At 66.9% G+C, this 15442-nt stretch carries 11 protein-coding genes; 3 read left to right on the forward strand and 8 right to left on the reverse strand.

Annotated features, from left to right (window positions below):
- Positions 1-16: 16 nt before the first annotated feature.
- Entirely contained in the window at positions 17-1354 is a 1338-nt protein-coding gene (locus AC1DE3_RS05870; protein ID WP_441510513.1) for a dicarboxylate/amino acid:cation symporter, read from the forward strand.
- 133 nt (positions 1355-1487) lie between these two features.
- Here the strand turns inward: AC1DE3_RS05870 and AC1DE3_RS05875 are convergent, their stop codons facing one another.
- The 5 genes from AC1DE3_RS05875 to bcsN are packed head-to-tail and all read right to left on the reverse strand — an operon-like array spanning position 1488 to position 10179.
- The gene (locus AC1DE3_RS05875; RefSeq protein WP_476852199.1) at positions 1488-3683 is read right to left on the reverse strand and encodes a tetratricopeptide repeat protein; all 2196 of its coding nucleotides are present in this window, start codon (positions 3681-3683) and stop codon (positions 1488-1490) included.
- Complete coding sequence (locus AC1DE3_RS05880; protein ID WP_476852200.1) at positions 3674-4693, reverse strand: family 8 glycosyl hydrolase; 1020 nt, start codon at positions 4691-4693, stop codon at positions 3674-3676. The genes AC1DE3_RS05875 and AC1DE3_RS05880 overlap by 10 nt, the downstream gene beginning before the upstream one ends.
- Complete coding sequence (locus AC1DE3_RS05885; protein WP_441510511.1) at positions 4690-7146, reverse strand: cellulose biosynthesis cyclic di-GMP-binding regulatory protein BcsB; 2457 nt, start codon at positions 7144-7146, stop codon at positions 4690-4692. Before AC1DE3_RS05885 ends, AC1DE3_RS05880 begins: the two co-directional genes overlap by 4 nt.
- Positions 7143-9326, reverse strand: coding sequence for a UDP-forming cellulose synthase catalytic subunit (bcsA, locus tag AC1DE3_RS05890; RefSeq protein WP_441510510.1), 2184 nt, complete (start codon positions 9324-9326; stop codon positions 7143-7145). Before bcsA ends, AC1DE3_RS05885 begins: the two co-directional genes overlap by 4 nt.
- A gap of 25 nt (positions 9327-9351) precedes the next feature.
- Positions 9352-10179 (reverse strand): cellulose biosynthesis protein BcsN, encoded by an 828-nt coding sequence (gene bcsN, locus AC1DE3_RS05895; protein ID WP_441510509.1) that lies wholly within the window; start codon positions 10177-10179, stop codon positions 9352-9354.
- A gap of 540 nt (positions 10180-10719) precedes the next feature.
- Between bcsN and AC1DE3_RS05900 the strand changes: the two genes are divergently transcribed.
- The gene (locus tag AC1DE3_RS05900; protein ID WP_441510508.1) at positions 10720-11004 is read left to right on the forward strand and encodes a hypothetical protein; all 285 of its coding nucleotides are present in this window, start codon (positions 10720-10722) and stop codon (positions 11002-11004) included.
- A gap of 85 nt (positions 11005-11089) precedes the next feature.
- Here the strand turns inward: AC1DE3_RS05900 and AC1DE3_RS05905 are convergent, their stop codons facing one another.
- A complete protein-coding gene (locus tag AC1DE3_RS05905; RefSeq protein WP_441510507.1) occupies positions 11090-11332 on the reverse strand; it encodes a DUF2934 domain-containing protein in 243 nt (80 codons plus the stop codon).
- Between the two features lie 141 nt (positions 11333-11473).
- Positions 11474-12496, reverse strand: a complete 1023-nt coding sequence (locus AC1DE3_RS05910) for a bile acid:sodium symporter family protein (protein ID WP_441510506.1) — start codon at positions 12494-12496, stop codon at positions 11474-11476.
- Between the two features lie 97 nt (positions 12497-12593).
- On the opposite strand from AC1DE3_RS05910, the gene AC1DE3_RS05915 reads away from it, so the two are divergent.
- Positions 12594-13493 carry a LysR family transcriptional regulator gene (locus AC1DE3_RS05915; protein WP_441510505.1) on the forward strand — a complete coding sequence of 300 codons (900 nt, stop codon included), beginning with the start codon at positions 12594-12596 and terminating at the stop codon, positions 13491-13493.
- Here the strand turns inward: AC1DE3_RS05915 and AC1DE3_RS05920 are convergent.
- Complete coding sequence (locus tag AC1DE3_RS05920; RefSeq protein WP_441510504.1) at positions 13490-15442, reverse strand: MacB family efflux pump subunit; 1953 nt, start codon at positions 15440-15442, stop codon at positions 13490-13492. The two genes, AC1DE3_RS05915 and AC1DE3_RS05920, sit on opposite strands and share 4 nt — an antisense overlap.

The following is a 15442-nucleotide window of genomic DNA, read 5'->3' on the forward strand; positions in this document are numbered from 1 at the left end:
ACCCAAGGAGCACATCATGGCGACCACGCTCGACCTCGCGTCCGCTCAGCCGGCGCGCCCCAGAAAGTTCTACCAACACCTCTATGTCCAGGTTCTGTTCGCCATCGCGGCGGGCATTCTGCTCGGCCATTTCTGGCCCGAGCAGGGCGCGGCGATGAAGCCGCTCGGCGACGCCTTCATCAAGCTGGTCAAGATGATCATCGCGCCGGTGATCTTCCTGACGGTCTCGACCGGGATCGCAGGCATGAGCGACATGCAGAAGGTCGGGCGCGTCGCCGGTAAGGCGATGATCTATTTCCTCGTCTTCTCGACGCTGGCGCTGATCGTCGGCCTCATCGTCGGCAACGTCATTCAGCCCGGCACCGGGCTGCACATCAACCCGGCCAGCCTCGATGCCAAGGCCGTGCAGGGCTATGCGGCCAAGGCGCATGATTCCAGCATCGTCGGCTTCCTGCAGAACATCATCCCGGACACGATCGTCGGCGCCTTCGCCTCCGGCGACATCCTGCAGGTGCTGTTCTTCTCGGTGCTTTTCGGCCTTTCGCTCTCGATGGTGGGCGAGCGCGGCAAGCCGGTCCTCGACTTCCTGCAGGCGCTTTCGGCTCCGATCTTCAAGCTGGTAGCGATCCTGATGAAGGCGGCCCCGATCGGCGCCTTCGGCGCGATGGCCTTCACCATTGGCCGCTACGGCATCGGCTCGGTCGCCAATCTCGCGATGTTGATCCTGACCTTCTACCTGACCGCGGCGATCTTCGTGCTCGGGGTGCTCGGTGCGGTCGCCCGCTACAACGGCTTCTCGATCTTCGCCCTCATCCGCTACATCAAGGAAGAGATCCTCCTTGTTATCGGCACCAGCTCTTCGGAGGCGGCGCTGCCGAGCCTGATGGAGAAGATGGAGGCGGCCGGCTGCAAGCGCTCCGTCGTCGGCCTGGTCATCCCGACCGGCTATTCCTTCAATCTCGACGGCACCAACATCTACATGACGTTGGCGGCGCTGTTCATCGGGCAGGCCATGGACATTCACCTGCCGCTCGGCGACCAGATTCTGTTGCTGCTCGTCGCCATGTTGAGCTCGAAGGGCGCGGCCGGCATCACCGGCGCGGGCTTCATCACGCTGGCGGCGACGCTCTCGGTCGTTCCCGCCGTCCCGGTCGCGGGCATGGCGCTGATCCTCGGCATCGACCGCTTCATGTCGGAATGCCGCGCGGTGACCAACTTCATCGGCAATGCGGTGGCGACGATCGTCGTGGCGCGCTGGGAAGGCGAGCTCGATCAGGACCAGCTGAAGGCCGCGCTGAGCGGGCACTCTCCGCTGGTGGTCGACGGTGAGGTCCTGGCGGTCCCGGCCGAGTAAGGCCTGTTGCTTAAGCCTGGAGCACCGATCTTCCGCGGTGCTCCGGGCGGAGCCATCGATCACGCTTCTGTTCGCAAATGTATCGGACCTTGCGGGCCGTCTCGATCGAGGCTGCCCGCAAGGTCCGAACTATTCAGTATCTATTGCGCTGGGTCACGTCGCGGATCGCGGTCAGCCCCGACAGGGCATCCGGCGAGTTGTTGGTCTTGTAGAGCGCCTGGAAGACCTGGCTCGCATCGTCGTAGCGGCCGAGGTTGAAGTAGGACCAGCCGCGCATCAGCAGCAAGTCGGTCGTCTCCGGCGCGTAGCGCGCCCGCGCCGCAAGAGTGACGAGCGCGCCGTTGTAATCCTTGGCATCGTATTGCGCGAAGAAGCGCTCGGACAGGAGCAGGGCCGAAAGCTCGTTGCGCCGTGCGGGAGGTAGAGCCGCACTGCCGGCAGCGACACTGGCTTCCGACGTCAGGCCCTGCTGGATCTTGGCATAGGCGAGGCCGGCTGATGCATCTGAGACGATCTGTGCGGTCCCGGTGCGCCGCGCGGCTTCGAAGGCTTCCGCCGCCGCGACCGGGCGCTTGAGATTGAGAAGGCACCAGCCACGCTGCAGGGCCGCAGCGCCGGATGAGCCAGCGCCGCAGCTGCCGCTGCTCGGGCGGGCCGTGCTCGACCGGGACGGCGTCGCAGCGATTGTCGTGTCTTCACGTTCGACGGGGTGAGCGCGCACCGCTGCTATCGCGGACCGAGGCGCGCGTTCCAGCGGTTCCAAGGTAGGTTCCACGCGCGCGCTCTGGCGCGGCTCGGCGGTGGGAGGCCGGTCGACACGGGCTTGGGTCGGGGGCTGGGGCGGTCTGCGCGCAGGGTTGAGGATATCGGCGATCCGTTGGGAACGCCCGCCCCATTCGGACATCAAGGCGCGCAGCCCGGCTTGGTCGCGCAGACGCTGGCGCACCAGCGCCAGCCCATAGGCTGCCGGCTCGTAGTCACTGTCCCAGGACAGCGCCGTTGCGAACCAGGTGCTGGCCGGCGCAGTCTGCCCGGAGTTGTAGGCATACCAGCCAAGCGCCCCCGCACCGGGAGCGTACCGGTCCTTGCCCACGGCCTTGGCGATGCGCTCGATCACGGCACGGTCGAGGCGCGGCGGCGGCTCCTGGGTGAGCAGCGCCGTGATGACGTCGAGATAGGCCTTGCGATTGGCTGCGCCAGCTTCCAGCCACTGCGCGCCGAGCGTTTCGGCCTCCTGATATTTCCGCGTCGCGCCGAGGGCGAGCACCGCGCCTTCCGCCGCCTTCGCCCCGCCCTTGCGCGCGAGCGCGGTCTGGAACCAGGTCACGGCCTTGGTCGGGTCGTTGTGGTGGAGAGCGTAGAAACCGAGAAGGATGGGGTCGTCGGCCGTCGTGGCTGCGTTGGCGAGGGTTTCGATGCGCCGGAGATCCTCGGGTGTGGCTGTCTGCGTCGGGGCGTCGGCAGCCTTGCCGATGCGACGCCGTGCGAGCTCGTCGCGAATGCTGGCAAATTCGGTCTGCCGTTCCTGCGCCAGCAGCGGCTCGACCAGATTTTCGGGCAGGGTCGCGAGCGCCTTCTGCATGGTGCCGACCCGCTCGGCCGGGTTGGTGCAGTTGGTCAGCACATAGGCGAAGGCGTCACGTGCGCGGTCGGGCTTGCCGGTCTGGACGAAGGCCTCGGCGACGCGCCAGAGCACATCGACATTGGCGCAGGTCAGCATCGCCGGCGTCTCGGTGCCGAGGCGGATGACCTGTTCCCATTGCCGGGCATTGGAGGCGTTGACGAGGCGTTGGCGCGCTTCGGCCGTGTCGAGCTGCGCCACGAGGTCGGCAGGCGCACGCCAGCTTGGATCGGCGCTGCCGCGCTGGGCTATCGCGGCCCGGGCCTCGCCGTACTTGCCCTCGGCGAAGAGCTTCCACACCCGCTCGAGCTCGGGATCGCCGACCTGCCCCTGCGAGGTCAGATCGGTCGGCGGCTTCCATTCGGGGTAGAGCGCCCGCAGCCTCGCGAGTTCGGCTTCGAAGCGGCGAACGTCGCCCCGCGCCGCGAAATAGCGGAGCGCGGTTTCATCGACCTTCTGCGGGGGCTGCTGCGTTTGGGGCTGAGTCGCTGACGGCGTCGCGGGGCGCGCGGGCGCGTTCGGGGCCTGCGCCAGTTCGAGGGCCGGCTCGTTGCCCGGCATGGCCTGCTGCGTCTCGCCCTGGGCGAGCGCCGGCCGGATCACGGGTTGCGAGCCCGGCCATTTGGTATCCTGACCACTGTAGCGGCCAAGGGCATAGAAGGCGGCGCCCGAGGCCGCGGCGACGATCAGGACCGATCTCACATGCATTGCGGATACCTCTCGCTCAGCATCGAGAGGGAGAGAAGATGCAGCGTCGACGGGTAGTACAGCGTAGGCTGGAAGGTCTTCAGCTCAGCCGGAATCGGGGTTTTGTCGAGCGCGCAGGCCATCGCTGCGGCGAGTATGCGATAGCCCGCATCGGGGAGAGGCTCGACGGGTTTGCCGCTGCGGACGTCGACGACCGCCGTGCCGCCGGCCCAGGCCTGGCGGAAGGGCTCGAGCCGCGCCTTCTCGCCGAGCCCGGCGCGCAGCAGATAGAGGGGGATGCGGAGCGCATTGTAGCCGAACTGGGCGGGGAAGCCTTCGGCCGGCTTCGGTTCGGCCTTGATCGACAGCCATTCCGGCGCAAGCAACTTCCGCTTGGCCAGCTCGTCGAGCAGCTTGAGCCCGCTGGCCTGGACATGGGTCCAGACCGGATCGCCGGTCAGCTGGGTCATGACGGGGAAGGCTTCGAACACCCAGTAGGAGGGGTTGATCACCGGGCCGTCGGCACGATCCTTCTCGGAGAAGCCGACCGCTGCCGGCATCAGCCAGACATCGTTGCCGCGCTTCAGGAGTGCGACCTTCGCAAGAGCGCGGGCGAGCTGGCGGGCGGCGGCGCTGTAGGCGGGCATGTTCCAGCGGCTGCCGGCGCAGGCGAGGGCGTGGGCGATCAGAAGATCGCCATCGCTGGCGTTGTTGATGTCGGTGACGCGGGGGCTCGCCTTCGGATCCCAGCGCCAGGCCGCGAGCCCGTCGTCGCGGATGAGCAGTTCCGTGCGTGTGAAGGCGAAGATGCTGGCGAAGGTGCTGCGATCTCCCGCCAGGCACGCCAGCAGGAGCCCGTAGCCCTGGCTCTCGCTATGGCTGATCCCGCTATTCGCATCGTCGACGACGCGGCCCTCGGCGGTGACGAATTTCTGCCGGTACAGCGCCCAGGCATCGGCGGGCACCGTCGCCTGCGCATTCGGAAGGAAGCCGAGGAGAGCTGCGGCGAGCATGGCGAGAAAGCGGATCACGATCGACGCCCCAACCGCCGGAGCATCAGGGATGTTCCGATGCCAAGGCCGATGCAGGCCGTGAGCAAAGCCAATGCATAGATGCCGATATTGCTCGACATCCAGTTGGCGAAGACCAGGCGCATATTCGTCAGGCTGAACGGCCGTGTCATGACGAAGGAGGTGCTGTCGGCCGAGATGATGTGCGCCTCCTGGGCGCCTCGGAACGCGGTGATCTTGCCGGCCATGGCCGCCCAGTTTCCGGGCGAGACGACCCTGTCCACCGTGCTTTCCAGAGCCTCTTCGCGGCGGGCGATAAAGGCGGTCCAGACCTGTCTCGTCTCCGGATCGGCGGCCTGCGCGACAATCAGGTCAGTGCCTTCGGCCGGCTCGTAGAGCGTCGGCGCACGCGAGGGCGCGCGCAGCTGCGCGAAGGAGAGATCGAAGGTTCGCTGGAGCCACTGATCGAAGGCGATGAAGTAGCGGGCAAGAGGGCCGCCCAGCGAGCCGCGCCAGCGGTCGCGCACGGCCTCGGTGGTCGGAGCTGCTCCGCCCGAGGCTTCGGGCGTCGCCTGCCGGCCCTGCAACCGGTTGATCACGGCGTCAAAGACGGCGGCGCCCTCCGCATCCGGCGTCACCACCACGGCGTCCGAGCGCAGCGGCCAGGTGGCACGGACATTGTCGGCAATCCCGACGCGCGGGAGCATCCCGGCCGGCAGCTGGCCGGCGGCGCCGACGATCAGGACCGGCCGGTCGCCGACAGCAGCCGGACCGGACAGCACCTCGACGGTGAGCGGCCTGCTGGCCCGCTGGGCGATGCGCGCCAGCAGCGTACTCGCGGCGCTGAGATTGGTGGCATCCTGCCGGCCCATGATGAGGGCGACCTGCGATGCGACCGAATAGGGAAAGCCGGTGCCGGCTGCCGCCGCGAGATTGGGGCTGACCCCGATCTTCGCGAAGTTCGGAACGGACAGCACAGTGGTGTCGAACAGCGCGAAGCGGCTCTTGCCGGGGAGCGTCGCGCCAGGCCCGCAGCTCAGGTCCGACTTGGCTACGGTGACCGCCTCGAACCAGATCTCGTTGACGCCCGGCCGGAAATGCCGCAGCGGCACGGTGATCGGGAATTGCTGGAACAGCCCGCCCGTCACTGCATTGAGCTGCAAGGTCGCGGCGACGTTGCCGTTGACGAAGATCTCGATATGGCTGTCGCCCGGAAGGACTTCGTCCGAATAGGCGCCGTCGAGATAGAGCGTCGCCTCGCCGTAGGCGTTGGCGTAGAAGTCGCCGGGCATCGCGACGACGGCCCGCACCCGCATGCGCCGGCCGGACGATTCCTGCGTGGGGATGCCGAGCTCGGAAAACCGCACCACCTGCCGGTCCGCGACGAAGGGCGCATCCGGCACATGCCAGCTCGCCGTATCCATGGTCTTGCGATTGATGTTGGCCGGCCTCGAGACGGGGGCGGTCAGCAGCTTGCCGACGATCGCGTCGATGTCCGGCCAGTTCGCGCCCGTCACGAGCAGCATGTCGGTGCTCTTCTTCGGGCTCGGCACGAAGCCGAGGAAGCTGCGTCCGCCGGCTTCGGTGGGCAACCCGCCGAGCAACGCACGGATCTCGTCGTTCGTGCCGAGTGCGACGGTCAATGTGCCCGGCCGGGCACGTTCGGGCAGGCGTTCCGAGACCTTCACTGCGACCTGGCCGTATCGCCCGCGCAGGGCAAGGGCCTGCGCCACGGCGAAAATGCTGTTCGCGGCAATCGCGCTCGCTGCGCCGGGGGCGACGATGACGATCGTGGTCTGGCCGCCCTCGTCGGCGCCGATCGCCGGCAGATCGTCGAGGCTGCGCAGCCGGAACTGCTGCGCCGCCGGTCCCTTGAAGGTCAGCCGGGTGCCCGCGCCGTCGATGCGGGTCCACAGCTCATAGGTCGAAGCCACCGTGCAATCCGTGCGATGGCGCTGCAGGGCTTCGAAGCTGATCGTATTCAGCCCCGGCCTGAGCAGGCCTTTGCGAACCGCGACCGAGGTCTGCTTCAGGCGGTCGGACGATGCGATCGGCATCTCGATCACCCGTTCGCCATTGAGGCGGACGGCCAGCCGGGAAACCTCCGGCATCACGACCAGTGCATTCTGAAAGGCGATATCGAGATTGGGATCGGCCGCCGCCTCGTCCTGCGTCAGGTAGAAGGCCCAGCTGCGTGTATCGCTCTCGCCTTCGAGCATGACGCGCGGTGCCGGCAGCAGCGGCTTGAAGGCGAAGGCCGGAGCCGGCGATGGCGCCACCGGCTCCCGGGCCGGAGGCGGGGCAGGGCTCGCCGCGGGCGGCGGTTCGGCCGGCTGCGCGCCGGGCGGCGCAATCATGAAGGGGGCCGGACCGGGCACCGTCGCTGGCGCCTCCTGTGCCGAGAGCCGCGGGAGGAGGCCCTGCGTCAGTGTGGCAACCGCGACTGTGAGGAGGGTGAGCGGGAGCCGTCTCATTCCGCCGCTCCGGTGCGCGTGGACGACCGTGAAAACCGGTAGAGGCCGAAGAAATAGGACAGGCCGCGGCTCGTCTGAAAGGCCGCCATCCGCAGGAAGCGGATCGTGCCGTAGATCACCCCCATGTTCTGCCGCCGCGACTTCTGGAACTGGCTCCAGTTCTCGGCGTCGGAGAAAGCGAGATCGGCGATGATGCGGCTGTGCAGCGGTTCGGTCGGCTGGTAGCTGCAGCCGAGCAGAAGACCCTTGTCGTCGGGAGCGACGCGCATGACCCGCAAGGGCAGGGATCCACGCGGCATGTCGATGGTCGTTTCGAACGACACCTGCCCCACGCTGCCGATCGACACCTTGTCGAGGTCCCTGGACAGTACCCGGATGGCGATGCCGTCGACGGATACATTCTCCGTCACGACCGGGGCGATGTGGCCGTCGATGCTGATCTCGCCGCGCCGCTTCACCGGGAAGCGCCGGGCGGCGCGCCCTTCCGGCCGCTCGGAGACGACGCCGAGCGCGCAGCCCGCCATCAGCAGGTTGAGGATGTTCCACAATCCGACGACGAGGGTCGTGTCGGCATTGTAGGGCTCCGCGATCATCCGCCAGTAGGTCGCGATGACGCCGAGGAACAGCACGGCGAAGATGATAAAGAACGGCTTGCCGAGCTCGGAGACGCGCCGCTGCTCCAGGGATTCGTTCTTGGCCGTGACCTTGAAGGTCGGCTTGGTCGGCCTGAGCAGCACCGAGATCACCGCCGGCAGCAGATAGACCGACTGGATGAATTCGTAGAGTTCGGAGATCCAAGGCCAGCGATAGCGGCCGTAGAGGTAGTTCTGCATCATCAGGTTCACCGCCATGTAGCTGAGCACATAGGCGATGAACTCGGCGCCGGAGGCGGTGAAGATCTCCAGGCCGAAGAACAGGTAGAACAGCGGCGCGATCAGGAAGGTCAGCCGCGCGAAGGGGAAGAGCCAGAACAGGGCGGAGGACGAATAGCAGAGCCGCTGCGGCAGGGAGAGGCCGCGCTTGAACATCGGGCGATGGAACAGCAGGATCTGCATCATGCCCTGCGCCCAGCGCGAGCGCTGGCCGATGAAGCTGGTGAAGGTCGCCGGTTGCAGTCCTGCGATCAGCGGCTTGTCGACATAGACGCTGTGCCAGCCGGTGGCATGCAGGGTGATCGCCGTCTCGGCGTCCTCCGTGATGCTCCTCCCCGAGAAGCCGTTCGTCGTCTGCAGGGCTACGCGCCGCAGGACCGCGGCCGAACCGCAGAAGAAGGACGCGTCCCATTTGTCGAGGCCGCGCTGGATGATGCCGTAGAACATCTCGTTCTCGGACGGCATCGTCTTGAAGGTCTTGAGGTTGCGTTCGAGCGGGTCGGGATTGATGAAGAAATGCGGGGTCTGGACCAGGAAGAGCTTCGGATCCTGGCCGAAATAGCCGACTGTCTCGGTCAGGAAGCTGCGTGCCGGGGCGTGGTCGGCGTCGAAGACGACGATCAGTTCGCCCTGCGAATGGGCGATGCCGTTGTTGAGGTTGCCGGCCTTGGCGCTGATGTTGCGCTCGCGCGTCAGGTAGGAGACGCCAAGCCCATCGCAGAGCTTCTGCAGTGTCGCCCGGCGCTCCTGGGCGGCGCTGGCAGCAACGAAATTGTCGGCGTTGCACTTTTCGTCGGTGCCGCCATCGTCGAGCAGGTACACTTTCAGGCGGCCGGCGGGATAGTCCATCGCCAGCGCCGCCGAGAGCGTGGTCGCCAGCAACTCGGCATCCTCGTTATAGGAGGGTACGAAGACGTCGACCGTGGGCGCGCTCTGCGGATCGATCGGCGGTGCCTTGCGGCTCGGCTGGGGCATGGCCACGACGAACAGGCTGAGGAACAGCATGCCAATGTTGTAGAGTTCGGCGAGGTAAACGATCAGGCCCGGAATGAAATCCTCGAGCTGGTTGACCGGAGGCAGGGTGCTCGTGGTGCGCCAGTAGATATAGCGCAACACGATTGCCGTCCCCAGGCCCAGCGCGATCAGCCTCCAGACGCCGTAAGGCCTCAGGAATTTGAGGATGATCATCGCGCTCACCACGATCGCACCGGCGATCAGATGCGCCTGCAAGCTGATCGGCAGCGTGATGAGCGCGACGACCACGATCGCTGTGATGGCCCAGAAGATGACGTAGCATGCTGTTCGCATGGGCGTTCGGCAATCCGGATCGTGTTCAGGGCGCGGGCGGGGGTGGGACGGTCGGATATCCTTCGAGAGGCTTGTCCGGGATCGGCTCGGGAGCTTCCTGCACGCGGCGCTCGCTTCGCGGCGCCCGGACCGGGCGCGGCCGGGCGGCGGGGGCCTGCTCGAAGGCATCGGGAGCAGAGGCCTGCGGCACCGGATAGATCGGCGCTCCGGCCTTGCCGAGTTCCGGCGCAGGCGACGGCGCATCGCCGATCGGGCTCCAGCCCGTACGCCGCAGCGAGGCGTTGATCGAATAGCTGTAGGCGAGGCGCAGCAGCGCCGCCTCGGTGGCGACGGGGTCGCAGACCCTGATGCGGACCGAAATCACGCCCGATCTCGGCATGAACAGGCTGTCGCCGCTCGCGATGCGCTGCCAGGCATAGAGGCAGGCTTCGCCGCCTACTCCGCGCCCGAACGCATAGCTGAAGGGGCCGTATTTGTTCTGGACGAAGACGGCTGCGGGCGCCATGGCGATTCCGGGCAGGCGCTCTTCCATTTCCTGGGCAATGGAGAAGTCGTCGATACCCGGTTCGCGCAGCAGATTGCCCTCGACGCCGAGCCTGTCGGGCAGATCGGTGACGGTGAAGAAGGCGGCATGGATGGCATTTTCACCCGGCGTGCGGCCGCGCGTCGTCAGCGAAATAACCTGCGAGACGGCATTGTCGTAGCTGCGTTGCGTGACGCCGGTCACAGGGAGGCTGCCGGGCGGCGGCAAGACCATCGCCCTGCCGACATCGACCGTGATGGACCGCGACGCGATCATCAGCTCGGAATCGGAAAGCTTCTGCTCGCCGCAGCCTGCGATCGTGAAAAACAACCCGGCCGCCGCGGCGGACATCGCCACATGACTGAGTGTTGGACGTCGCACCGTGGGGTGTACGGGCGGTAGCTGCCTCGAAACACTCATTGGCGTGCCGTTCGATGTCTGCTCGGCATCGTCATATCGCGACCATTGGTTAACACAGGTTAACGCATAGTTAACTGTGGCCGCGCGGCTGTGAGCCGACGGTCAGCCTGAACTCCCCCCCTTCCGCAATACAGATGATTCGCGGGTTCATTCCAACTGTGGATCGCTTTCGATTGCGACAGCTCAAAGAATGTTCGCGAGTCGACCGATGAACACAGATCGGCTACCGGCCGGCAAAGATGATTCGCGGTGGCACGGTTTTTTCTTTCCGGCGCATCGGAAAACCGTGCCCGGCATTGCTCCGCCGCGGTCGAATCAACCCGAAAACACCTGTGGAGAACAGAGATGCCCGGCTAAGCGAAGCCGGGAGGCGGTGAGATGCTGCCGCCATATCCTCTCATATGCCCGAACGGGCTTGCACCGCTGCGCGGGGCACGGCAACAATGGCTGATGATCAGGATATCGATAGCTGCAAGCGTGGTCGCCATCCTCGTGGCAGGCTGCGTCTCATCCCAGCCCCGTGCGGTTCCGGCTGCTTCGGGCGGCTCTGCCAAGCGGATCGTCCGCGACAGCGCACAGCTCATCCTCCCGGACGGTACGCGGGTGAACCCGGACTCGACCGGCGGCTTCGAGCTGCCCAATGGCGATTACGTCAAACGCGATCCCGGCGGCGCGCTCATTCTGCCCACGGGCGCGCGCTGCCTGCCGGATCAGGGCGGCTATCTCTGCCCCTGATCACGACAAAGCCCTTCCGGGCCGATAGGTCGGCCCGGTCGCAAAGTTAGGTCATTGGCTGGTCCGGACGGGCAGCGGCGCCGTCTCAGGTGCTCTGCCGACGCGAGGTCTTCCCGGCCGAAGCTTGCTTTGACGGCATCTCGGCAGCCTGCTGGCCTGACGGCCGCGAGACGTTCTCATCCTCCAGCACGTGGTTGTGGCTGCGATAGGCCCAGATTTCCTTGGCCGCGTCCCAGTGCTCGCGGTCACGCCCCTCGGGCTGGCCGTCCTTGATCCACAATGCGTAGGCGATCTTCCTGATCTCGTGCTGGGATTTCTCGTCCTGCATGTCGCGTCTCCATGATGGTTCCCCATTCGCGGGGGATCCTGGTTTCGGAGAGGGCAACGGCTTCAGCCGTGCACGGGATCAACGAGGTTCGCGAAGCGCTGTTCCCTCTGCTGGTTCGAAAGATCGCGTGCGAAGCGATGCTCAGGCTTTCGCCGGAGCAAGCACCGGTTCGCCGGGCGCCTTCGTCTCGGGCTTGGCCGGGCGGCGCGCATAGCGTTGCGCCAGCACGGCGCAGGCGAAGAGCTGAGCCTGATGGAACAGCATCAGCGGCAGCACGATCAGGCCGAGCGCCTGACCGGGGAAGAGGATATTCGCCATCGGAATGCCGCTCGCCATGCTTTTCTTCGAGCCGCAGAAGACGATGGCGATCTCGTCCTCCTTGGAGAAGCCGAGACGGCGGCTGGCGAAGGTCGTGATCACCAGCACGGCGGCGAGCATGACGATGTCGAGCCCGATGACGAGGCCGAGGTCGGCGAGCGTGACCTGCGACCAGATGCCGGCGACCATGCCCTCGCTGAAGGCGGCGTAGACGACGAGCAGGATCGAGCCGCGGTCGACCAGCGAGATCGGCGCCTTGTGGCGCTGCAGGAACGGCCCGATCCAGCGACGCAGCAATTGCCCGGCGACGAAGGGCAGCAGGAGCTGCAGCGCGATGCTTTCGACGGCGCGTGTGCTGAAGCCACCGCCCTTCGAATCGAGCAGCAGCACGACGAGCAGCGGGGTCAGCACCATGCCGAAGAGGTTGGAGACGGAGGCGCTGCACAATGCCGCCGCGACATTCCCGCGGGCGATTGAGGTGAAGGCGATCGAGGATTGCACGGTCGAGGGCAGGATGCAGACGAAGATCAGCCCTGCTACCAGTTCCGACGGCAGCCAGTTGCCGAAGGCGCGGGTGAGAATGAGCCCGAGAACCGGAAAGAGCACATAGGTGCTGGCGAAGACGAGCGACTGCAGTCGCCAGTGCAGCAAGCCTTCCCAGACTGCCACCGGCGACAGGCGCGCGCCGTAGAGGAAGAACAGCAAGGCGACCGCCACCGAAACGGCGTCATTGGCGACTTCCGCGCCGACGCCGCGTGCCGGCAGCACGGCTGCGACCGCGACCGTCGTCATGAGCGCGATGAGATAGGGGTCGATGCCGAAGCGGGCGAGCGTGCGGCGGATCATCTGCGGTCCTTCCGATTGGATGCAGCCTTGTAATCCCTTTCATGTTCATTTTGATCCGGACTGGACATGATATCGCTCATCATGGATCGTGATTGGCATGGAACTGGACAAGAAGCCGCTCGATTCCGTCCTCCTGCAGAGCTTCCTCAAGGTCTGCGAGACGCTGAGCTTCACGGAAGCCGCGCGCCAGCTCGGCCTGCGCCAATCCTCGGTCAGCCAGCACGTCGCGCGGCTGGAGAAGCGGGTCGGGCGACGCTTGCTGGCGCGCGACACGCATGAGGTGCGCCCGACACCGGACGGCGACGCCATTCTGCCCTTCGCGCGAGAAGCGCTCGATGCTGGTCGTCGGATCGAGCGCTATCTCGAAGGTTCGACTCTGCGTGGGCGGCTCAGGCTCGGAGTCTCCGAGGATTTCGCCTACACGGCGCTGCCGGACATCCTGGCCGAGTTCGCCATGCAGCATCACGCAGTCGACCTGGAGCTGACGGTGGGCCTCAGCGGCTTGCTCTACGAACAATATGATGCCGGCGATCTCGACCTGATCTTCGCCAAGCGCCGCAAGGGTGACGCGCGCGGCGAGGTCGCCTGGCAGGAACGACTCGTCTGGGTCGGGCGTCCGGGCGCGCGGCTCGCCGAGCAGCGCGAGGTGCCGCTGGTGCTCTATCCGCCGCCGAGCATCACGCGCGTCCATGCGATCGAGACGCTGGAGCAGGCGGGGCGACCCTGGCGCGTCGCCTGCACCAGCGGCAGCTTGGCGGGCCTTCGCGCGGCAGCGGTTGCCGGGCTCGGCATCACCGCCCATTCGGCGCGGTTGATCCCGCCGGGGCTTGCCGAGGTCGAGCCGCGCGAGGTGCTACCAACGCTCGGGACGATCGAGTTCGTTGTTATCGGCGGCCAGTCGCATCAGGAGGCGGCGCGGGCGCTGGCAACCAGCATCCTGTCGAGCGCCGGGCGCATCCTGCCGGAAGCTCCTGCGCGGCGCGGGCGAAAGCCCTAGTCCCGCGCCAACGCGACCACCGGGTCTAGACTCGCGGCGTTGCGGGCCGGCAGGAAGCCGAAGGTCAGGCCGATCAGCGTCGAGCAGGCTATGGCAGCTACGAAGGCCTCGCCCGAATAGATGAAGCTCACCTGCGAGCCCGAAGCCTCGAAGGCGAAGCCGATGGCGAGCGCCATCCCGATGCCGAGCGCGCCGCCGATAAAGCAGACCAGCGAGGCCTCGATCAGGAATTGCTGGAGAATGTCGCTGCGGCGCGCGCCGACAGCCATGCGCAGGCCGATCTCGCTGGTGCGCTCGATCACCGAGACCAGCATGATGTTCATCACGCCGATGCCGCCGACCAGCAGCGAGATCACCGCAATCGAGGAGATCATCAGCGTCATCGTCGCGGTGGCGCTGGTGATGGTGTTGCGGATCTCGTCCTGGTTCAGGATGAAGAAGTCCTTGGCGCGGTGGCGGTGGGTCAGGAGTTCCGTCACGGCTTCCTGCGCGGCGGCCATCGGTGTCTCGTCGTCGACGCGCAGCGTGATGCTGCGTAGCGAGAGGTCGCCGAGGAAACGGCCCTGCACGGTGGTGTAGGGCAGGAAGACCTGCGGGTTCTGGCTGCCGCCGAAGCCGCCCTGCTGCTGGCGGATCACGCCGACGATGCGGCAGGGCACCGAGCCGATCAGGATCACCGTACCGATCGGGTTCGCCCGTCCCTGCGGGAAGAGCACGCCCAGCGCGTTCTCGTCGATCACCACGTCCTGCGCGAGCGTGCGGACATCCGCGGCATCGAAGAAGGAGCCGCGCGTCAGCACGCTGCCGCGCACGTCGAAATAGCGCTCGCTGACGCCGTTGACCTGCGCGGTGGCCTCGACATTGCCGAAGCGGATCGTCGCGCTCGTCGTCACCGTCGGCGTCACGCTGGCGGCATAGGGCTGGCCGGCGAGGACCTGGGCGTCGAGCACGGTCAGGGTCCGCACGCGGCCGGAGCGCAGATCGCCAAAGCCGGCGCCTGGGAAGATCTCGAGCGTGTTGGTGCCGAGGCCGGAGATGTTCTGCAGCACATTGCGCTTGGCGCCCTCGCCGAGCGCGACGACGCTGACCACGGCGGCGATGCCGATGACGATGCCGAGCATGGTCAGCGTCGTCCGAAGCTTGTGGGCGGCCATGGCGCGCACCGCCATGCCGAACGCCTCCTTCAGCCGGCCGAAGACGGCGCGCAGGCGCCCCGCCGGCGGCGGGACAGGAGAGGGCGGAGGCACCTTTTCCGAGCGCGGCGCCGTGCGCCGGTCGGCGATGATCCTGCCGTCGCTGAGCTCGATGATGCGATGGGCGCGGTTGGCGACATTCATGTCGTGGGTGACGAGAATGACGGTGTGCCCCTCGCGGTTTAGCTCCTCGATCAGGGCCAGCATCTCCTCGCCGCTCTTGCGGTCGAGCGCGCCGGTCGGTTCGTCGGCGAGGAGGACGCGTGCGCCGTTCATCAGGGCGCGTGCCACCGAGACGCGCTGCTGCTGGCCGCCGGAGAGCTCGGAGGGGCGATGCGTCTTGCGGGGGCCGAGACCGAGCCGGTCGAGCAGCGTCGCGGCGCGCTTCTCGCGCGGACCCGGCGGAATGCCGGCATAGATCGCGGGGACCTCGACATTGGCGAGCGCGGTCAGCTCGGAGAGCAGGTGATAGCGCTGGAAGACGAAGCCGAAATATTCGCGCCGGAGTCGGGCGAGTTCGTCCGGGTCGAGGTCACGCGTCGGCCGGCCGTCGATCTCGTAGGTTCCGCCGGTCGGCCGGTCGAGGCAGCCGATGATGTTCATCAGCGTCGACTTGCCGGAACCGGACTGGCCGACGATCGCGACCATCTCGCCCGCCTCGATCACGAGATCCGCGCCGTCGAGCGCGGCGACGGTCGCCTCGCCGGTGCCGAAATCGCGCCGGACGCCCGCGAGACGGATGAGCGGCACGCCCAT

Source organism: Allobosea sp. 10L417, assembly GCF_056395485.1.

What these genes read in the sequence shown, in the direction of transcription:
- AC1DE3_RS05915 (WP_441510505.1), top strand. Translation starts at nt 12,594, where the DNA reads ATGGAACTGGACAAGAAGCCGCTCGATTCCGTCCTCCTGCAGAGCTTC.
- AC1DE3_RS05905 (WP_441510507.1), bottom strand. Translation starts at nt 11,332, where the DNA reads ATGCAGGACGAGAAATCCCAGCACGAGATCAGGAAGATCGCCTACGCA.
- AC1DE3_RS05910 (WP_441510506.1), bottom strand. Translation starts at nt 12,496, where the DNA reads ATGATCCGCCGCACGCTCGCCCGCTTCGGCATCGACCCCTATCTCATC.
- AC1DE3_RS05875 (WP_476852199.1), bottom strand. Translation starts at nt 3,683, where the DNA reads ATGCATGTGAGATCGGTCCTGATCGTCGCCGCGGCCTCGGGCGCCGCC.
- AC1DE3_RS05885 (WP_441510511.1), bottom strand. Translation starts at nt 7,146, where the DNA reads ATGAGACGGCTCCCGCTCACCCTCCTCACAGTCGCGGTTGCCACACTG.
- AC1DE3_RS05920 (WP_441510504.1), bottom strand. Translation starts at nt 15,442, where the DNA reads ATGGGCGTGCCGCTCATCCGTCTCGCGGGCGTCCGGCGCGATTTCGGC.
- bcsA (WP_441510510.1), bottom strand. Translation starts at nt 9,326, where the DNA reads ATGCGAACAGCATGCTACGTCATCTTCTGGGCCATCACAGCGATCGTG.
- AC1DE3_RS05870 (WP_441510513.1), top strand. Translation starts at nt 17, where the DNA reads ATGGCGACCACGCTCGACCTCGCGTCCGCTCAGCCGGCGCGCCCCAGA.
- AC1DE3_RS05900 (WP_441510508.1), top strand. Translation starts at nt 10,720, where the DNA reads ATGATCAGGATATCGATAGCTGCAAGCGTGGTCGCCATCCTCGTGGCA.